General features: G+C 69.3%; 15 protein-coding genes. 5 read left to right on the top strand and 10 right to left on the bottom strand.

The window, feature by feature from the left end; genetic code table 11:
* Nucleotides 1-19: 19 nt before the first annotated feature.
* Entirely contained in the window at nt 20-415 is a 396-nt protein-coding gene (locus H074_RS19925) for a hypothetical protein (protein WP_007031854.1), read from the bottom strand.
* Between the two features lie 42 nt (nt 416-457).
* Between H074_RS19925 and dapE the strand changes: the two genes are divergently transcribed.
* Nucleotides 458-1,531: a succinyl-diaminopimelate desuccinylase gene (gene dapE, locus H074_RS19920; RefSeq protein ID WP_007031853.1), complete on the top strand. Its 1,074-nt coding sequence runs from the start codon at nt 458-460 to the stop codon at nt 1,529-1,531.
* Here dapE and H074_RS19915 read toward each other — a convergent pair whose 3' ends face one another.
* The 6 genes from H074_RS19915 to H074_RS19890 form a co-directional block, all read right to left on the bottom strand.
* Nucleotides 1,532-2,419 (bottom strand): aminoglycoside phosphotransferase family protein, encoded by an 888-nt coding sequence (locus H074_RS19915; RefSeq protein WP_007031852.1) that lies wholly within the window; start codon nt 2,417-2,419, stop codon nt 1,532-1,534.
* Nucleotides 2,416-3,669, bottom strand: a complete 1,254-nt coding sequence (locus tag H074_RS19910; RefSeq protein ID WP_007031851.1) for a helix-turn-helix domain-containing protein — start codon at nt 3,667-3,669, stop codon at nt 2,416-2,418. Before H074_RS19910 ends, H074_RS19915 begins: the two co-directional genes overlap by 4 nt.
* Before the next feature lie 120 nt (nt 3,670-3,789).
* Nucleotides 3,790-4,845, bottom strand: a complete 1,056-nt coding sequence (locus H074_RS19905; RefSeq protein WP_007031850.1) for a chitinase — start codon at nt 4,843-4,845, stop codon at nt 3,790-3,792.
* A gap of 203 nt (nt 4,846-5,048) precedes the next feature.
* A complete protein-coding gene (locus H074_RS19900) occupies nt 5,049-6,647 on the bottom strand; it encodes a M28 family peptidase (protein WP_039922924.1) in 1,599 nt (532 codons plus the stop codon).
* 91 nt (nt 6,648-6,738) lie between these two features.
* Nucleotides 6,739-9,003, bottom strand: coding sequence for a M4 family metallopeptidase (locus tag H074_RS19895; RefSeq protein WP_085940976.1), 2,265 nt, complete (start codon nt 9,001-9,003; stop codon nt 6,739-6,741).
* Between the two features lie 280 nt (nt 9,004-9,283).
* Nucleotides 9,284-10,606, bottom strand: a complete 1,323-nt coding sequence (locus tag H074_RS19890) for a helix-turn-helix domain-containing protein (RefSeq protein WP_152521459.1) — start codon at nt 10,604-10,606, stop codon at nt 9,284-9,286.
* Nucleotides 10,607-10,791: 185 nt separating this feature from the next.
* Between H074_RS19890 and H074_RS19885 the strand changes: the two genes are divergently transcribed.
* From H074_RS19885 to H074_RS19875, 3 genes are all read left to right on the top strand, one after another.
* Complete coding sequence (locus H074_RS19885; protein ID WP_007031846.1) at nt 10,792-12,654, top strand: glycoside hydrolase family 9 protein; 1,863 nt, start codon at nt 10,792-10,794, stop codon at nt 12,652-12,654.
* A 111-nt stretch (nt 12,655-12,765) separates the two neighbouring features.
* Nucleotides 12,766-13,551, top strand: coding sequence for an LOG family protein (locus H074_RS19880; RefSeq protein WP_007031845.1), 786 nt, complete (start codon nt 12,766-12,768; stop codon nt 13,549-13,551).
* Entirely contained in the window at nt 13,551-14,129 is a 579-nt protein-coding gene (locus tag H074_RS19875; RefSeq protein WP_007031844.1) for an LOG family protein, read from the top strand. Before H074_RS19880 ends, H074_RS19875 begins: the two co-directional genes overlap by 1 nt.
* A gap of 173 nt (nt 14,130-14,302) precedes the next feature.
* Here H074_RS19875 and H074_RS19870 read toward each other — a convergent pair whose 3' ends face one another.
* Nucleotides 14,303-14,977 carry a lysophospholipid acyltransferase family protein gene (locus tag H074_RS19870; RefSeq protein WP_007031843.1) on the bottom strand — a complete coding sequence of 225 codons (675 nt, stop codon included), beginning with the start codon at nt 14,975-14,977 and terminating at the stop codon, nt 14,303-14,305.
* Nucleotides 14,978-15,028: 51 nt separating this feature from the next.
* Here H074_RS19870 and H074_RS19865 point away from each other — a divergent pair, with 51 nt between their 5' ends.
* The gene (locus tag H074_RS19865) at nt 15,029-15,973 is read left to right on the top strand and encodes a glucosyl-3-phosphoglycerate synthase (RefSeq protein WP_007031842.1); all 945 of its coding nucleotides are present in this window, start codon (nt 15,029-15,031) and stop codon (nt 15,971-15,973) included.
* Here the strand turns inward: H074_RS19865 and cydC are convergent.
* Together cydC and cydD are read right to left on the bottom strand one after the other, a co-directional pair.
* Nucleotides 15,948-17,528, bottom strand: a complete 1,581-nt coding sequence (cydC, locus tag H074_RS19860) for a thiol reductant ABC exporter subunit CydC (protein WP_007031841.1) — start codon at nt 17,526-17,528, stop codon at nt 15,948-15,950. The genes H074_RS19865 and cydC overlap by 26 nt on opposite strands.
* Nucleotides 17,525-19,084, bottom strand: coding sequence for a thiol reductant ABC exporter subunit CydD (gene cydD, locus H074_RS19855; RefSeq protein WP_007031840.1), 1,560 nt, complete (start codon nt 19,082-19,084; stop codon nt 17,525-17,527). The genes cydC and cydD overlap by 4 nt, the downstream gene beginning before the upstream one ends.
* Between the last annotated feature and the right edge of the window lie 7 nt (nt 19,085-19,091).

Raw genomic sequence — 19,091 nt, 5'->3', positions numbered from 1 at the left:
GGTAACCCAGTGACCCGCGTCAGCCGCCGACGAGGCTCTTCACACTGGTCAGCGCCGTCGCCATGTCGGCGAGAGCCTGGCCGCACGGGCCGCCGGGAGCCGCCTGGTCCTGGCAGTTCGCGGTGCGGAAGGCGGAGATCGGGCGATCGAGGACGTCCGCGTGCGACGACAGGTCCGGGCGGTGCTTGCGGATGCTGCCCGCGGCGCTGGAGAGTTCGGTGACGTACTTCTGGCAGCCCTTGGGCGATTCGGTCCCCGGCGCCAGATAACACTGGTCGGTGGTCAGCGCCTTGAGCTTGATCGGCAGCACGTCCGGCGCGGTGCTCTGGGTCGGCCGGACCTTCACCGGGACCTCATTCGATCCACAGCCGCTGAGTACCAGGAGAAGGGCGAGCAGGATCGCTTTGGTGCGCACGCCTTCACGGTAGCCCCGGACCCCCGGCGGTACGGTGCGGGCATGCCTTCGCTCGATCTGCACGCCGATCCCGTCGACCTCACCGCCGCGCTGGTGGACATCTTCAGCGTCTCGGAGGAGGAGAAGGTCATCGCGGACACCGTGCAGGCCGCGCTCCAGACGCAGGCACCGCATCTCGAGGTGATCCGCAACGGTGACGCGGTCCTCGCCCGCACGAACCTCGGCCGCCCTTCGCGGGTGCTGCTGGCCGGGCATCTCGACACCGTTCCGGTCAACGAGAACATGCCCGTGCGCCGCGAGGGGACCGGTGACGACGAGATCCTGCACGGCCTGGGTACCGTCGACATGAAGAGCGGGGACGCCGTCTTCCTGCACCTCGCCGCCGCCCTCCGCGAGCCGAGGCACGACATCACCTTCGTGTTTTACGACTGCGAAGAGATCGAAGCGACGAAGAACGGCCTCGGCCGCATCGAGCGCGAGCTGCCCGAGTGGCTGCAAGCCGACCTCGCGATCCTCGGCGAACCGTCGAACGGCGGGATCGAGGGCGGTTGCCAGGGCACGATGCGGATCGAGATCCGTGTCGAAGGCGTCCGGGCGCACACCGCGCGCGGCTGGATGGGCGTCAACGCGATCCACGGTCTCGCCGAACCGCTGCGCAGGCTGGCCGAGTACACGCCGCGCGTGGTCGACATCGACGGCCTCACCTACCGCGAGGGCTTGCAGGCCACGAAGATCGGCGGCGGTGTCGCGGGCAACGTCGTGCCGGACGAGGCCGTGCTCACGATCAACCACCGCTTCGCGCCCGACCGCTCTTCGGCGGAAGCCGAAGCGCACCTTCGCGAGGTCTTCGAGGGTTACGACGTCAAGATCGTCGACTTGTCACCAGGGGCATTGCCCGGGCTGAGCGCTCCTGCGGCGGCCGAACTGGTCGCCGCGGCAGGGGGCAAGGCGGTCGCGAAGCTGGGCTGGACCGACGTCGCGCGCTTCGCGGCTCTCGGGATTCCGGCGGTGAACTTCGGTCCCGGCGACCCGACGCTGGCGCACACCCGGCAGGAAAACGTGCGGGCGGGCGAGATCCGGCAGGTCGCTTCGGTGCTGCGCGAATTCCTCGGCTGATCAGCGGCTCAGGGTGAGCAGCTCGTCGAGAGCCTGCTCCAGGCCGCCGTAGGTGAGGTGCGCGATGGCGAACATGGGGGCGATCACGCGGCTCCAGGCATACAACCTGTCCCCGTCGAGCCCGCACGCGTTCGCCACCACGTGACAACGGGCCTCGACCCCTTCGCGTCCGGCGCCGCCCACCACGTAGTCAACGGCGTCGAAGCACGGATCACCCACGCACGCCTTCGGGTCGATCGCGATCAGGCCGCGTGCCGCGCCGTCCAGGACGTTGCCGGGATGCAGATCGCCGTGGAGCAGCACGACGTCGGCCTGCGTGTCCAGCAACGTCTCGCAGCGCTCGATCGCCCGCTGCCAGGTGCCCGGGCCGATCCGGGCGGCGATGGCCGGTTCGGTGATCCTCCGGCCGATCCGGTCGAAGGACTCCTCGAACCGCCCGCGCAGGCTCCACGGCCAGTCCGCGGGCGGGGCGACGGCGTGCAACGCGGTGAGCAGCTCTCCCCATCGCACTGGCAGGGTCGACGGCGGCAGGTCCTCGGCCGCGGTGCCCGGCCGGATCTCCTCCAGCACCATCGCGCCGGCGTCCGCGTCGGCGGCCAGGACGGCGGGCACCCGGCCCGACGGCGCGAACACCCGCAGCATTTCGAGCTGTTTGGTCAACAGTGCCCCATCCGGGCTGAGTTTGAGCACCGCCGGTGTCCCGTCGGACCATCGGCAGCGCAGGACGACGGACGAGGCTCCGCTGTCGAACAACTCGCCGAGCACGAAGTCCCAACGGGCGGCCAGCCGCGCGGCGAGGGCGGGAACCCCGGCGAGCCACCCTTCGGCGTCGGCACCGAATCGGCCTGTCAAACGAGCGCTGATGTCTTCCAAGTCCACTTCGGTCACCGTGGAACGTCCTCCTCGGCTCCGAGGAGGAGCAGACCACGCCGCAGTAGGTCCGCGGCCTCTTCGAAGCGCCCTTGATCGCGAAGGAGTTCCCCCGCCTTGTCGATTGAAGCGGCCAAGACGCCGCGAGCGTCGCGGAGAGCGGCTACGTCGATGGCGTGCGCGAAGCCTGCTTCGGCTGCTTCGAGGTCTCCGCGGGCCAGTGCCAGCGAGCCCTGCTGGAACGCGAGTGACGCGGAGAGCGGCGAGTCCCCGGGGATGGCTTCGGCCGCTTCGGCGAGCAGTGCGGCGGCATCGTCGAGACGACCGAGTACGCGGCAGACGTCGGCGAGTTCCAGCGTGACGGCGTGATCGGGCGCAGCCGCTCGTGACGCGCGAAGGTCCGCGAGAGCACCTTCGAGGTCGTCAGCACGCCGGATCAGCGCCCGCGCGAACAGGCATCGGGCCAGCACCGGCCGCAGGGCGCGTTCGTGGAGCAGGTCGTGCAGCACCGACACGGCGACGACCGCCTCGGCCACCCGCCCTTCGTCGAGATAGGCCTCGACCAGCCGTCGCTGGTTCTCGGCGAGCTCGGCCAGGATCTCCTCGCCGCCGCGAGCCAGCCGAAGCGCTTCGCCCGCGTGATGCGCGGCCAGTGCGGTCTCGCCGAGGCGGAGCTGTCCGTCGGCGAGGTACCCGTGCAGGGTCAGCAGGAGCACCGGATGCGGATGACGGTCGAGGCTCGCGTCGAGCGCGGTCCGGAGCAGGTGCATCGCGTGATGCGGCTCGCCCCTTCCGATCAGGACGTCCGCCCGCAGCGCGGCGGCCAGTTCGCGGTACGGCGGGATGTCGTCGGCGAGTGCGGTTTCCGCGGCGGCCACCAGCCGCGGCAGGGTGGCACCCTCGGTGAACCGCGCGAGCCACAGCCAGGCGAGTCCGGCCTGGCGGACGCGGCCGATCTTCTCGGCCCGCCGCGCCAGCCGCCGCATCTTCGGAGCCGAACCGTTCCCCGCGAGGAAGTCCGTCGCGGCCGCCGCGATCTCCAGATCGAGCCGGACGTCGTCGCGGGGCGAAGTCACACCGAGCAGCTCGCCGGTGTCCACTCCGAGCCGCGCGGCGAAATGGCGCAACGCGTCACCCGACGGCGTCCGCGCGCCCGTCTCGACGGACGAAACGTACGCGGCGGTGTAGTGCGGTTCGGCGAGCTCGCGCTGGGTGAGGCCCCGTTCGGCGCGCAGCCGCCGCAGCCGTCCGCCGACCTCCTCGCCCATGACCGAGAACGATACGGGCGAACGCGCCGATGATCGCCCGCTGGGCACCGGCTCGTGAGTGGTAAGGACGGTTAAAACCGTCCTTACCACTCACGAGGCCCATCACTCACTCGCGCCCTTTCAGCGGCCCTGCAGGGACTTCACGTTCTGACCGAAGGTCCAGTTCCGCGAACCGTCCCAGTTGATCGACCAGGTCATCAGGCCCTTGAGCGCCGGAATGCTGCGGTACGCCTGGGAAACCAGGCTCGGTGACATGTAGCCGCCACCGGCGCCCGCCTGCGCGGGCAGCCCCGGAGCCTGCTTGTCGTAGGGAACGCGGATCGTCTGGCCCTGGATCACCAGGCCCTTGTCGAGGCAGTTGGTCTGCGCGACGAAGCCCTGAACCGTCCCGGCCTGGTACGAATCGCCGGAGCAGCCGTACATGCTTCCGTTGTAGTACTGCATGTTCAGCCACCACAGCCTGCCGTTGTCCGCGTACTTCTTGATGATCGGCAGGTACGCGCCCCAGATCGAGCCGTAGACGACGCTGCCGCCGGTCACGTAAGCGGTCTCGGGTGCCATGGTGAGCCCGAAGTTCGGCGGCATCGCGGCGAGCACGCCGTCGATGATGCGGATGAGGTTCTGCTGCGACGCGGAAAGCGTGTTGATGTTCCCGTTGCCGGTGAGGCCGGTTTCGATGTCGATGTCGATCCCGTCGAAGTTGTACTTCTTCAGGATCGGCACGATGGTCGCGACGAATTTGTCCGCCACGGTGGCCGAGTTCAGGTCGATCCCCGCGGTGGCGCCACCGATGGACATCAGGATCGTCGCGCCCGCGTCCTTGGCGGCGCACATCTCGGACGGGGTCGCGACCTTCACAGTCGCGTCCATCCCATCCTCCCATTTGGCCGTTCCGTCGGACAGGATGACCGGAAAGGCCGCGTTGATCACGTTGTAACCGTTGGCCTTGATGCGGGCGTCGGTGATCGGGATCCAGCCCAGCGGCGGGTGGACGCCGTTCGAAGCGCCGTCCCAGTTCTCCCAATAGCCTTGCAGGACCTTGCCGGCGGGCTTCGATTTGACCGCGCAGACCTCGGCGTCCACCGACGCCTGTGCCGGGGTCAGGACGACGAGTGTGGTGACGGCGAGTACCGCCGCGCCGGTGATTGCGAGCAGCCGTGAGACGCGACCGAACATACCCAGCTCCCATCTCGAAAGCGGTTTGAACGAACAGGAAGCGGCCGTTCGGCTCAACATAGGTCGCCGTGCATGAGTGGCGCTACCGACGATCGGGTGGTCTAGACCAGATATCGAAGAGTTGTCCGGAAATCTCCCCCACGCACGAGGGCCATCTCACGAGGCCGGGTGCCCTCGTGAGATGGCCCTCGCCATTCGGATGGTCAGACGGTGATCGTCCAGCTGTCGAGCGTGCCGGTGTCGCCGGAGTAGGCGTCGTAGACCACGAGTGTCCAAGTGCCGGAAGCGGCTTCGTTGGTCACGGGGACTGAGTAATTCCTGGTGCCGAGATCGGTGCAGGGCAGGTAGCCGGTGGGCTTGACCGAGTACGTGCTGCCGTCGGGAGCCTTCAGGCTGATGCGAAGGTCTTCGGAGCAGGTGTGGGTACCGGTGATCGAAACCTTCACCGGCGACGTCGCCGTACCCGTCGCGCTGGACGTGATCGGGCTGTTGACCGTGGCGTAGTCGTTGAGCGCGTAGTCGGTGCCGTTGGTGAACGTGCGCACGCTGACGTCGCCGACGGTCAGCGTGTACTGCGCCGTACGGTCCACCGAGGCCCCGTCACCGGTCACGGTGATCGTGCTGGTGCCGTTGGGCGTGCTCGCCGACGTCTGGATGGTGAGCGTCGAGGAGGCGCCGGACTGGACCGAGGCCGGGTTGAACGTCGCCGTCGCCCCGGCGGGAAGACCGCTGGCGCTCAGCGAAACCGCCTGCGCCGAACCGGAAGTGGTCGCGGTGTTGACCGTGACGGTCGTCGACTGTCCTGCTTGGACAGTGCCCGAAGTCGGGGAGAGGCCGAGCGAGAAGTCGTTGCCCTGCGGCGCGCCGACGGCGAGCTTCCAGAGCGCGTAACCGATCGCGTCGCTGTTCTTCTCCAGCGGGGTGTCCGGGATGTTGGACGTCGTGTCGCAGGCGCGGTGGTAGCAGTTGTCGAACGGGGCGCCCGCGGTGCCGCCCCATTTCTGTTGCTGCGCGGCGCTCTTCGTGTAGCCGGCGCCGGTCGCGAGACCGCCGACCGGGATGCCCGCGCTCTTGAACGACGCGTGGTCCGAACGGCCGTCGCCCTCGGTGTCGCCTTCGGTCTGGATGCCGATCGAGGTGAAGTACTCGTCGAACACCGCCTTGACCGAAGCCACGTCGTCATAGACGAAGTAGCCCCAGTTGCTGGAGCCGATCATGTCGAAGTTCAGGTAGGTCTTGATCTTCGTGCGCTCGGCCTGCGGAAGGCTGCTGACGTAGAACTTGGACCCGCGGAGGCCCGACTCCTCGTCGGCCCACCAGCCGAAGCGGACCCGCTTGGCCAGCGTGGGGTTCTCGCGGGCCAAGGTCAGCGCGACTTCGAGGATCGAGGCCGAACCCGAGCCGTTGTCGTTGATGCCGGGGCCGGCGCTGACGCTGTCGAGGTGCGCGCCGAGCATGATGACCTGGCTGGCGTCACCCTGCGGCCATTCCGCGACGATGTTCTGGCTCGAACCCGCGCAACTGGTGCAGGTCTGCAGCGTGACGTTGTAGCCGGCGTCTCGCAGTTTCTGCGACACATAAGACACCGACGCCGTGTAGCCCGAACGTCCGGAAGCCCGGTTGCCGCCGTTCTGGTTGGCGATGGTCTGCAACGCGTTCAGATGCGACTTGATGTTCGCGAGCGAGATGTCCGGCGCGGCGTTGATGCTCGCGGCCGTGACCGCCTGCGCGGGCGCCGTGACGACGCCGAGTACGGCGGCCATGCCGACGATGGCCGTTCCTATTCGCTTTCCCCACTTCATGCCGGGGTTTTCCTTCCTGGAGGGGGTTTGCGTGAAGGACTCCTTCCCTCGGCCGAGCCGAGGGAAGGAGTCCTTCACGCGCGAGGGCGAGCTAGACCGTGATCGACCAGCTGTCGAGCGTGCCGGTGTCGCCGGAGTAGGCGTCGTAGACCACGAGCGTCCAGGTGCCGGAAGCCGCTTCGTTGGTCACCGGGACCGAGTAGTTGCGAGTGCCGAGCTCGGTGCAGGGCAGGTAACCGGTCGGCTTGACCGAGTACGTGCTGCCGTCAGGAGCCTTCAGGCTGATGCGAAGGTCCTCCGAGCAGGTGTGGGTACCGGTGACCGTCACCTTCACCGGCGACACGGCGGTGCCGGTCGCGGTCGAGGTGATCGGGCTGTTCACCGTGCCGTAGTCGTTGATCGGGTAGTCGGTGTCGTTGGCGAACGACCGCACGTTGCCGCCGGTGCCGACGGTCAGCGTGTACTGCGCGGTGTGGGTGCCGCTGGCCGCGGTACCGGTCACCGTGATCGTGCTGGTGCCGTCAGGGGTGCTCGCCGACGTCGCGATGGTGAGCGTCGAGGAGGCGCCGGACTGGACCGACGCCGGGTTGAACGTCGCGGTCGCCCCGGCGGGGAGGCCGCTGGCGCTCAGCGAAACCGTCTGCGCCGTACCGTTGACGGTCCCGGTGTTCACGGTGACGGTGGCGGACTCGCCCGCCTTGACCGTTCCCGAGGCCGGGGTGACGCCGACCGAGAAATCGGGACCCTGCGGGGTGCACGAGGTGGGCTCACCGGACGCCGCGGTGACGCTGATGGCCTCCCACGCCGCCTTGGTGGTGTTGAACTCGGTGCAGGAGTTCGGGTACAGCGCGAGCGCCGCTTCCAGGGTCGCCTTGCGGGCGGCCTTGTGGTTCCAGCTGGAGGTCTTCTTCAGCAGGCCGTTGTAGAAGATCTTCGCGGCCTTCTGGATGCCCAGACCGGTGATCGAGGTGTTGTTGCACGTCGGGCTCGCGGGCTTGCCTGCCGGCGCGGTGCCCTCGGCCAGCAGGTAGAACCAGTGGTTCTGCGGGCCCGCCGCGGCGTGCACCTCGGTGTTCGGGATCGAGGACGAGTAGCAGTTGGGGTTACCCGAGATCTTGCTCGGCTGGTACATGTAGCGGATCGGGCCCTGGCCGACCAGGTTCACGCCCTCGCCGACCTCGTAGTCCGGCGTGTCCTTGGCGTTGTTGGCGTAGTGCTCGGTGATGGCGCCGAAGATGTCACCGGTGGACTCGTTCAGCCCGCCGTTCTCGTTGCCACTGCCCGCGCCGCCCGGCGTGGTCTGGAAGATGGCGTGGCCGTACTCGTGCGCGACGACGTCCATCGAGGTGGCCTGGCGCTGGTTGTCCTGCGAGTGGCCGAAGGTGGTCGAGGAACCGTCCCAGTAGGCGTTGACCTGGTTGAGGCCGACGGAAGCGGGGAAGCCGCCGCCACTGCCGTTGATGCCGTTGCGGCCCAGCCACTCGCCGAGCATCTTCCACTCGGTCTGGACGCCGAAGAGGGTGTCGACACAAGCGGTTTCGAGGTTGGTGCCGGAGCCGTTGCCCCAGTTGTCGTCGGGGCCGGAGAACACCGCGCCGTTCTGCGGCTTGCAGCTGATGTTGGTGCGCTGCGGGTCGCGCATGGAGTAGGTGCCGCCGGAGTTCGTCGTGTCGATGGTGACGTTGCCGACGTAGTAGCTGTTCCCGGCGCCCAGCGTGCTGACGTCGTTCGACGTGGTCTTGGCGGCGGTCTGGATGTTGGACATCTTGACGTCGTCACGGGTGTCGAGGATCGCCCCGGTGGCGCCGTCCACGAAGACGTGGAGGTTGCTCGGCGCCGACGCCTTGGTGCCCGCGACGACGACCTCGTAGGCGAGCTTGGGGGAGTTCCCCGCCAGCACGACGAGCTTCGGCGCGACGACACTGTCTACTTTGGACAGCTGGCCACGGGCGACCTCGGTCGCCTTCGCCGCGGAGATCTTGGCCTTGGTCTCGACCGAGATCGCCGAGGTCTCCGCGGCGCTGGTGCCGCGGACGCGCCCGGCGCCGTCGGCCACCACCACCGCGTCCCCGCCGACGACCGGCAGGCCACGGTAGGTTCGTTCATAAGCGGCGTAGAAGAGTCCTCCGCCACCCGGTGTCATCCCGACGCGGCGGAAGCCCTCCTGCGGGCCCTTCCGCAAGTGGTCTACACCAGCTGCGGCGGCCTGGTCGGCCGCGCTCGCGGCCACCGCGTCGGGGCTCGCGGGCTGGATGGTGGCGGTGGTCGCGTTCGCCGGGGTCGCCGGGAACGTCATGCTCAGGGCAAGGCCGGCGACAGCCGCCAACCCTGTTCTGAGCCCTCGCTGAACGGTCATGTGAACCTTCCATGGGCAGGACCGTGTACCCGGCACGGGCCAATGGCGCGGCGGGGAATTCGACCGGATCGGGAACACGGCGGGGACGGGGAAGCGTGTCCATTCGGATAACTGGAGTTATCTCGATGGACACGTTCGAAGTAAAGGAGCTGCTCACAGGGGGCGTCAATGGGCCGGATGGCCTAGTGGCACGCGCGAAGATCATTCCGCGATGAGTGAAATCCCTGTGTAGTAAGCATTTTCCCGCCGGTCGCGATATATGGCGACTTTCGTATGGTTTTCAGTCCGCCGGCCCGGAATCGGACATAGCGGCCGCGCGCACACCGCGCCGATAGGCCTCCGCCGCTTTTTCGATTAATCCGCGGGCGCGCAACGTGTCACCCAAATGCAGCGAGGTGGCGACGAGCGCCCCGCGTAGTTCGGACTTTTCCTGTGCGGTGGCGGCTTCTTCGAGCAACGCGGTCGCCTCGGGCAGATCGCCGCGGGCGCGCGCGATGAGTCCCAGTAGCCGGAGAACCTCGGTCCTGGCCTCGATATCGGGGGATCGATCCAGAAGCGGCCGGATCCCTTCGGCGAGTTCGGCGGCCTCGTCGAGTTCCCCTTGGCGGCGGCGGACGTCGGCGAGTTCGATGGTCGCGCCGAGCACGCCTTCCCGCGAACCGGCCTTGGCCAGGAGGTCGCGGGCGAGCCGCAGTTCGGCGTGCGCCTCGTCGAGTTTGCCCAGCCGTCGCCAGAGGAAGCCGCGGGCCCAGCGGCTCCGGGCGGCGTCACGGTCGTAGCCGATCGAAGTGAACAGACGCAGTGCCCGTGAAAGGTCCTTCTCCGCGCGGTCGACCAGGCCGATCTCCTGCCACAGTTGCGCCGCCTGCCGGTGATACCGCGCGGAGATGTCCTTGCGGTGAGCGAACGGGAGGACGCGACGGCCTTCTTCGACGGCCCGCCGGGCGCGGCGCAGCGCCCCCATTTCGATGAGCGGGTGGATCAACGCGGTCACCAGCGCCAGTTCGGCGTCGGGGTCGCTCGCGCCCGTGGCGCGGAGTTCGGCGAGCGCGGTTTCGACGAGCGCGACCGACGCGCCCAGGTCGCCCGAAAGCGCGCGGCAGGCGGCGACGCGGTTGACGATCATCGCGCGCAACCGGGGCGAAGCGGCGTCGGCGAGTTCCATGGCGTGGGTGAAACCCTTGTCCGCCAACGGGATGTCGTAGCGCTGCCACTGGACTTCGCCGAGATAGAAGCGCGCGTGGCACTGGACGTCCGGCATCCGGTACTCGGCCGCTCGCCGTTCCACGCGGGTGAATTCGCTTTCGGCGGCTTCGAGTCCGCCTTTCTGCAACTCGCGATACGCGGTTTCGAGCGCGTCGGTGAGTTCCTCGGCGGCGCCCGGTGGTCTGTCGAAGCGGAGTTCGTCCGCGGTGAGGCCGAGGCGTCGCGCGAGGTGGGACACGACGTCGTCCGAGGGCAGGCGGCGGCCCGATTCGACCTTGGCGAGGAAGCCTCGGTCGTAGCGGGGCTCGGCCAGCTCGCGCTGGGTCAGCCCGCGTGCCCGGCGCAACCGCCGGATCCGCGCGCCGAGTGGTTCTGCCCCGTTCGGCTTGGACGGCACCCCGACCACGGTAGACGATTTCCCGGCGCGTATCCGGGTTGAGCAGGACGGATACCCGCCAACAACGCCCGGATCCGGTGACTTTCGACCGGCGAAACGGACATATTGACTGGTGGCGTTCCGGGCGCTAGCGTCTTGCGTAATAAAAAGGAAACTTTCTTAACTAATTCACGAGCGGGGCGCCGATGATGGTGAGTTCCTGGTCCCGGACGGTGGCCGCGGTTTCGGCACTGGTCCTCGGGGGTTTGACGGTTCCGGCGGTTTCGGCCGCGGCGGCGGTTCAGGGTGAGGTCCGGGTCGACCAGGTCGGCTACGGCATCACCGAGACCAAGCACGCCTACCTCCTGTCCAGCGCGCCGGGCTCGTTCTCGGTGATCGACGAACGCGGCCGGACCGTCCATCGTGGACGGACCGGTCAGTCGCTCGGCGCGTGGAACGCGAAGTACCCGGCGGTTTACCAGCTCGACCTGTCGAAGGTCTGGCTGCCTGGCAAGTACCGGATCGAGGTCACCGGCGAGACCAAGGCGACGTCGCCGACGTTCCGGGTGGACACCAAGGACCGGCTCTTCACCCCGCTCGTCCGCGCCACCAACGAGTTCTTCCAGGCGCAGCGCGACGGTGACGACATCATCCCCGGCCGCCTCGGCCGCAAGCCCTCGCATCTGGCCGACAAGCAGGCCACGGTCTACGACTGGCCGGTGTTCGTGGGTGAAGGCGGCGACGAGATCGCCGAACCGCTGAAGCCGATCGGCGGCCCGATCGACGTCGAGGGCGGCTGGGTCGACGCGGGCGACTTCGTCAAGTTCACCTCGAACACGGCGTATTCGCTGGCGGAGCTGGGTTACGTGCTCCGCGAGGACTACGACCGGGTGCTGGCCAAGGAGGTCAACCTCGGTCTCGATTGGCTCGACAAGATGTGGGACGAGAAGAGCAAGACGCTCTACGCCCAGGTCGGGATCGGGACGGGCAGCGACAAGTTCGGTTTCCTCGGCGACCACGACGTCTGGCGGAACCCGCACGACGACGACGCGCTCGACGTGAAACCCGGTGACCCCGAGTACTTCGTCAAGCACCGGCCGGTCTTCCCGGCGAACCCCGGCGGGTCCGCGCTCAGCCCGAACCTCGCCGGCCGCGTCGCCGCCGCTTTCGCGCTCGGCGCGCAGGTCGAGGCCAAGCGGAACCCTTCGCTGGCAAGGAAGTACCTCGCCGAGGCGGCCTCGGTGTTCGCGCAGGCCAAGACCGAGAACGTCGGCGAACTGGTCACCGCGTTCCCGCACGCGTACTACCCGGAATCGTCGTGGCGGGACGACATGGAACTCGGCGCGACGCAGCTCGCCCTGGCGGCCAAGGCCTTGCGGGACCCGCGGTCCGCCGAGTGGACGCGGCAGGCGGCGCACTGGGCGAAGGCCTACATCGACCTCGAAGAGAAGAGCACGCTCAACCTGTACGACACCAGCGCGCTGGCGCACGCCGAACTGGCGAAGCTCCTGCGGCACGGTGCCCCGGGTGCGGCGCTCGGCCCGAAGGAGCTGATCGGCGACCTCCGGCGTCAGCTCGACGAGGGTGTCGCGAGCGCCGCTGAGAGTCCTTTCCGGACCGCCGTCTCGGTGAAGGACTTCGACGCGGCCAGCAAGAGCTTCGGTTTCGCCGCGACCGAGCGGCTCTACGCCGACGTGACCGGTGACTGGCGGTACGCGGCGTTCGGCTCGCAGCAGCGGAACTTCACCCTCGGCGCGAACGCGTGGGGTGTCTCGCTGGTCGTCGGGGTCGGCACGACGTCGCCGAAGTGCCCGCACCACCAGGCGGCCAACCTCGCGGGTGAGGAGAAGGTGCTCTACGGCGCGGTCGTGAACGGGCCGAACGGCGCGGAACACTTCGCGGACCTGCCGTTCCCGGCCGGGGCGAAGGAGTGCACGAAGCCGTTCGACACCTTCGACACGACCGAGTCGCGCTATACCGACGACCTCGCCTCGTGGCCGAGCAACGAGCCCGCCATCGACTTCACCTCGACGGCCATGCTCGCGTTCGCGCTGACCGGACGTTCCTGACCGTGATCGCGGGGCCCGCTGCCCGGCGGGCCCCGCGTTCGCGTACCCGACAACTCCTGTTCGCGGCGATGCTGCCGCTCCGGACGGTGACGACGTCGTAGTCTTGGCGGGGTGAGTGAGACAAGTGAGTTCCCCGACGGCCAGTACCCGGAACGTCCGATCGAACGCCACCAGGGCCCGGTAGTGCTGCGACGGGATCGCCGTGACCAGGGCAGCACCACCGACCAGCGCCTGCTGGACTCGCGGGGGCCGAGCGACTGGGTGCACACCGACCCGTGGCGCGTGCTGCGGATCCAGGCGGAGTTCGTCGAGGGCTTCGGCGCGCTGGCCGAGGTGCCGCGCGCGGTGACGGTGTTCGGCTCGGCGCGGACCAAACGGGACCACCCGGAGTACGAACTCGGCCGCAAGATCGGCGGCGCGCTCGCGAACGCGGGCTTCGCGGTGATGACCGGCGGCGGCCCCGGCGCGATGGAGGCCGTGAACCGCGGCGCCAACGAAGCGGGCGGAATCTCCGTCGGCCTCGGCATCGAGCTGCCGTTCGAGCAGGGCCTGAACCCGTGGGTCGACCTCGGCGTCAACTTCCGGTACTTCTTCGCCCGCAAGACCATGTTCATCAAGTACTCGCAGGCGTTCATCTGCCTGCCCGGCGGCTTCGGCACGCTCGACGAGCTGTTCGAGGCGCTCACCCTGGTGCAGACGAAGAAGGTCACGAAGTTCCCGGTCGTGCTGTTCGGCAGCGACTATTGGGGTGGTCTGTACGACTGGATCGCCGGCTCGCTGCTGGGCGAGGGCAAGATCGGCCAGAAGGACCTCGAACTGCTGCACGTCACCGACGACATCGAAGACGCCGTACGCGTCGTGCAGGAGTCGTACAAGGCGTGGGAGGACACCCACTGATGGCGGCGCCGCGCCGGATCTGCGTCTTCTGTGGCTCGTCGATGGGCTTCGACTCGCGGTACGCGGAAGAGGCTCGTGCCTTGGGCACGCTGCTGGCCTCGCGGGGTATCGGGCTGGTCTACGGCGGGGCTTCGGTCGGGACCATGGGCGTCATCGCGGATGCCGCGCTGGCCGCGGGCGGCGAGGTGATCGGCGTGATCCCCGAGGCACTGGGCAGCGTCGAGATCGCGCATGCCGGTCTGACCGAACTGCACGTCGTCGCCGACATGCACCAGCGGAAGGCGAAGATGGCGGCGCTGTCCGACGGCTTCCTCGCGCTGCCCGGCGGTGCGGGGACGCTGGAGGAGCTGTTCGAGGTCTGGACGTGGGCGCAGCTCGGGCTGCACGAGAAGCCGATCGGGCTGGTCGACGTCGGCGGGTACTACGCGCCGCTGCTGAAGTTCGCCGACCACATGGTGTCGGAGGGCTTCTTGTCGGCGGGGTACCGGGACATGCTGTCGATCGACTCGGACGCTTCGGTGCTTCTCGACGGCTTCGCGGACTACGTGCCTCCTCCGAGGCCTAAGTGGGCTAAGTAGGGCTTCACGGTTTGGGCGATGGCGTGACTCGCGTGAACGGGTACCGGACTCGCGTGATCAGGGACGGAACTCACGTGACTGGAGGCCGCACTCAGGTGTGCGGTCCTTGATCACGCGAGTTCCGTGTCTGAGCACGTGAGTTCCGGGCTTGATCACGTGAGTGCGGTGACGCGTCAGGCAGCGCTCTGATCAGGCCTTTTGTGGTACGAGTCGACGTATTCCTGCCCCGAAAGCTCCAGGATCGCGTACATGATCTCGTCGGTCACCGAGCGCCGGATCGCCGGCGACGAGTCCTGCCCCTCGTACCGCGAGAAATCCAGCGGCTCGCCGTAGGTGACCGTGATCTTCGCCCGCCGCGGGATCCGCTTCCCGGCGGGCTGCAGGTTCTCGGTACCGGAGAGCGCGACGGGCACGACCTTCGCGCCGGTCGCCAGCGCCAGGGCCGCGACACCGGTGTGGCCGCGGTGCAGCCGCCCGTCCAGCGAGCGGGTGCCTTCGGGGTAGATCGCGAACGCGCCGCCCGCGTCGAGCACCTTCCGCGCCGCTTCCAGCGCGGCGAGACCGGCCTGCGCGTTGCCGCGTTCGACCGGGACGTAGCCGAGACCGCCCAGGAAACCCGCCATCAGTTTGCCCTTGGGGCCGCGGCCGGTGAAGTACTCCGCCTTGCCGAGGAACTTGACCTGCCGGGTCGTGGTGAAAGTGATCACGCCGGTGTCCAGCGCCGCCCGGTGGTTGGGTGCCAGCAGCACCGCACCGGTGGCGGGGACGTTCTCCGCGCCTCGGATCTCCGGGCGGTACAGCGCTCTGACCAGCGGGCCCAGCACGAATCGGACGAGTAGCGGTAGCAAGGTTCCTCCATCGACGGGGTGTCGGACTCCAGCATGGCACGATCACTACTCATGAGTTGGTTCGAGCGGCGCACGTGGCAGAATCCCGGTTGGACGCTCGACGACATCGTCGCTGCGAAGGGTGACCGGACGGTTTCGGTCGTGCTACCGGCTCTTGACGAAGAGGACACCGTCGCCGAGGTCGTCGGCACGGTCCGGCCGTTGCTGGGCACGGTCGTCGACGAGCTGGTCGTGATGGACTCCGGTTCCACCGACGCCACCACCGAGCTCGCCGCACGCGCCGGAGCGCGGGTGGTGCACCGCGAGGACGTGCTCCCCGGCCTGCCGCCGGTGCCGGGCAAGGGCGAGGTGCTGTGGCGGTCGCTGGCCGCGACGACCGGTGACGTCGTCGTATTCCTCGACTCCGACCTCGTCGACCCGGATCCGGCGTTCGTGCCGACCCTGCTCGGGCCCTTGCTCTGCGAGGACGGCGTTCACCTGGTCAAGGGTTTCTACCGGCGGCCGCTGCGGCTGGAGAGCAGCGGCGGCGGCCGGGTCACCGAGCTGCTGGCGCGGCCGGTCCTCTCGGCGCTGCGCCCGTCGCTCTCGGGGCTCATCCAGCCCCTGGGAGGCGAGTACGCCGCGACGCGCGAGTTCCTCGAGTCGGTGCCCTTCGCGGCCGGATACGGTGTCGAGATCGGGCTCATTCTCGACGCCGAAGCGCGCTACGGGCTCGAAGGGCTCGCGCAGGTCAACCTCGGCGTACGCAAGCATCGCAACCGCTCGCTGCTTCAGCTGGGTGTGATGGCGCGCCAGATCCTCGGGACGGCGCTCGCGCGCTGCGGCATCAAGTCCGACGACCCCGCCCAGCTCACCCAGTTCGCGCAAGTAGGTGACGAATGGCTGCCGGAGGTGGCCGAGGTGTCGGTGAGCGACCGGCCGCCGATGCGGGAAGTGCGCGGTCTACCCAGACCCCGCCCCACCACCACCCTCAAGGGACAGGCTGCGCCTGACTGATTGCATTCATACGTAGGACCTCGTCGAACCCGGCCACCTGCGACTCACGATGCGTCACCAGGACGACAGCGCCGCGCGCGGCCGCCAGCACGTCGGCCAGGACGGCGTCGCCGTGTGCCGGGTCCAGCCCCTCGACTGGCTCGTCCAGCACGAGGATCGGCGGCGCGGCCAGCACCGCCCGCGCGAGCACGAGCCGCTGACGCTGCCCACCCGACAGCGCGTCGCCGTCAGAACCGACTTCGCGATCCAGCGGCAGGTCGAAACCGGCCGTTCCACACGCCGAGAGCAGCTCCGGGTCGGACGCGCCGGGCTTCGCGATCAGCAGGTTCTCCCGGACCGTCGTGTGGAAGACGTGCGCGTCCGCGAGCGCGCCGGAGATCACGGCGGGCAGCAGCGCCGGGTCGTACTCGTCGAGTGGTCTTCCGTTCAACACCGCGCGCCCGGAGGTCGGCGGCACCTGCCCGAGCAGGACATTCAGCAGCGTCGTCTTCCCCGCCCCGCTCGGCCCCAGGATCCCGACCCGTTTTCCCGGCGGCAGGTCGAGGTCGACGCCGTCCAGCGCCGGGGCCCTGCCTTCGAAGCGAACGCCGACGCCTTCGAGCCGGAGGTGTCCCGGCTCGGGCACCGCGGTCCCGCGCGCGGGCGGCGGTTCGGCCAGCAGCGCGCGCACCCGCTCGGCCGACGCCCGGACCTCGACCCAGCGCTGGGCGGCCGCGGTCAGCGGGAGGACCAGCTCGAACACGGCCAGCGCGCCGAGGGCCAGTGCCGCCGTCAGCGGCGGCGAAACCCCGGCGGTCAGCGCCATCGCGACGCAGGTCAGCAGCTGGACGAGGAGCCCGGCCGCGGTCAGCAGACTCGTGCGGTTCGCCGTCGCCCGGTCCCTCAAGGCGAGGGCGTCGACGGCGGCGTGCGCGTCGTCCACAGTGGACTGGTGCACGCCGTAGGCGATCAGTTCCCGCCGACCGGTGATCAGTTCGACCGACCGTTCGGCGAGGTCGGCCCGTGCCGGAGCGCTCTTCTCCGCCGCCGCGCGAGTGATCCGGACACACAGCCGCGGCAGGCCGATCCCCGCGACGGCGAGCCCGGACGCCAGCACGAGTCCGGCCGCCGGACTGATGATCAGCGCGACCGTCGCCGCCGCCGCGCCGACGAAAGCGGCGACACCGGCGGGCAGCAGGCAGCGGAGGATCGCGTCCTGTACGGCGTCCACATCGGACACCAGACGTGTGACGAGGTCGCCGCCGGAGTGCCGGGAGACCCGATGCGGCAGCAACGACGTGTACACGCGGGTCCGCAAGGCGCCGAGATAACGCAGGACGACCTCGTGTCCGGCGAGCCGTTCCGCGTAGCGCAGGCCACCGCGTAGCAACGCCAGTGTCCGGACGGCGACGATCGCCACCGTGAGCGACGCCAGCGGCGGCTGTTCGGCCGCCTTCAACAGCAGCCACGCGGCGGTGGCCATCAGGGTCAGCCCGGCGAGTTCCGCTCCGGCCGCGATCAGCCCGGCGCGGACCAGTCGCACGGCGTCCTTTGTGGACACGCCCCAGACGTTCACACCAGTTCCCGTTCTCTTACGGCGCCATCGTGGACTTCGAGGACGCGGGTGGCCAGCTCGGCCATCGCGGGCCGGTGCGCCACGAGCACCGCGGTCCGGCCGGTGAGCAGTTCACGGGTCGCGCCGAGCACGGCGGCTTCGGTCCCCGCGTCGAGCCTGGCGGTCGGCTCGTCGAGCAGTGCGAGCCCCGCCTCCGTGCGGGCCAAGGCCCTGGCGAGGCCGAGCCGTTGCCGCTGCCCGGCCGAAAGCGGTGCGCCCAGTTCGCCGATCCGCGTCCGGTAGCCGTCGGGCAGGCCGCGCACGACCTCGTCGAACGCCGCCGCGCGCGCCGCCGCCTGGACGTCCGGCACCTGGCCCATGGCGATGTTCTCCTCGACGGTCCCGGTGAACAACGTCGGCCGTTGCGGCACCCACGCCGTCCCGGCCCGCCACGCGGCCGGATCCAGTTCGCGCAGGTCGACGCCGTCGACGAGGACCCTGCCGGACGTCGGCGTCACGAAACCCAGCAGGACCGCCAGCAACGTGCTCTTCCCGGAACCGCTGGGGCCGACGAGAGCGACGTGCTCGCCTGGCTCGATCGTCATGTCCACTTCGGACAGTACGGTCTCCTCGCCGTATGCCACGCTCACCTTCTCCAGCACGATCCGCGGCGCATCGCGGCGCGCCACCCGTGAACCCCGGACGACGTCCGCCGAACGGACGGCCAGCGCCTCGCGCAGCGTGGCGAGCCCCTCCGCGCTGGCGTGGAACTTCGCCCCGGCCGCCCGCAGCGGCAGGTAGGCCTCGGGTGCGAGCAGCAGCACCAGCACCGCGGTGTGCACGACCATGCCGCCTTCCAGCAGGCGGAAGCCGATCGGCACCGCCACGAGCGCCACCGAAAGCGTCGCCACCAGTTCCAGCACCAGCGCGGACAGGAACGCGACCCGCAACGTGCGCATCGTCGCGTCGGTGTGCGCGTCCGCCATCGCCCGCACCGTCTTCGCCTGCGCCTCCGCGCGGCCGAACACCTTGAGCGTGCCGAGCCCGCGCACGACGTCGAGGAAATGCCCGCCCAGCTTGGAAAGCAGCGACCATTGCTTGGCGGTCTTCGCCAACGCGAGCTGCCCGACCAGGATCGCGAACACCGGGATCAGCGGCAGCGTCGCGGTGATGATCAGCGCCGACGACAGATCCGCGATGAACAACCGGACGAGCACCGCGAGCGGCACGATCGCCGACAGCACCACTGCCGGCAGATAGCCGGTCAGGTAGGCGTCGCCCGCGTCGATCCCCTTGGTCACCAGGGTCGCGACCTCACCGGGATTCTCCGCCTCCGCACCGAGAAGGCGTTTGCGCAACCCTGCCTTGACCGTCGCCGCGAACCGGCCGCCGACGGAACCTTGGATGCCCGCGAGCAGCGCCCGCACCGCGATGGCGGCCACGAGCGCCCAGGTCACGCCGCCGCCGGTGAGCAGCGTCGCGAGGCCGTCCGCCTGGACGAGGATCGCCGCGGCGGTCAGCGTGCCGAGCACGGCCAGGACGCCGAAATGGCGTCGCAGCCCGGGAAGGGGAAGCATCTCAGGC

The sequence above is a fragment of the Amycolatopsis decaplanina DSM 44594 genome (genome assembly GCF_000342005.1).
Lineage (GTDB): Bacteria > Actinomycetota > Actinomycetes > Mycobacteriales > Pseudonocardiaceae > Amycolatopsis > Amycolatopsis decaplanina.
This window is presented reverse-complemented; position numbering and strand designations above follow the sequence as displayed.

What these genes read in the sequence shown, in the direction of transcription:
- cydD (WP_007031840.1), bottom strand. Translation starts at nt 19,084, where the DNA reads ATGCTTCCCCTTCCCGGGCTGCGACGCCATTTCGGCGTCCTGGCCGTG.
- H074_RS19900 (WP_039922924.1), bottom strand. Translation starts at nt 6,647, where the DNA reads ATGAAGTGGGGAAAGCGAATAGGAACGGCCATCGTCGGCATGGCCGCC.
- H074_RS19905 (WP_007031850.1), bottom strand. Translation starts at nt 4,845, where the DNA reads ATGTTCGGTCGCGTCTCACGGCTGCTCGCAATCACCGGCGCGGCGGTA.
- H074_RS19875 (WP_007031844.1), top strand. Translation starts at nt 13,551, where the DNA reads ATGGCGGCGCCGCGCCGGATCTGCGTCTTCTGTGGCTCGTCGATGGGC.
- dapE (WP_007031853.1), top strand. Translation starts at nt 458, where the DNA reads ATGCCTTCGCTCGATCTGCACGCCGATCCCGTCGACCTCACCGCCGCG.
- H074_RS19895 (WP_085940976.1), bottom strand. Translation starts at nt 9,003, where the DNA reads ATGACCGTTCAGCGAGGGCTCAGAACAGGGTTGGCGGCTGTCGCCGGC.
- H074_RS19865 (WP_007031842.1), top strand. Translation starts at nt 15,029, where the DNA reads ATGAGTTGGTTCGAGCGGCGCACGTGGCAGAATCCCGGTTGGACGCTC.
- H074_RS19910 (WP_007031851.1), bottom strand. Translation starts at nt 3,669, where the DNA reads ATGGGCGAGGAGGTCGGCGGACGGCTGCGGCGGCTGCGCGCCGAACGG.
- H074_RS19885 (WP_007031846.1), top strand. Translation starts at nt 10,792, where the DNA reads ATGATGGTGAGTTCCTGGTCCCGGACGGTGGCCGCGGTTTCGGCACTG.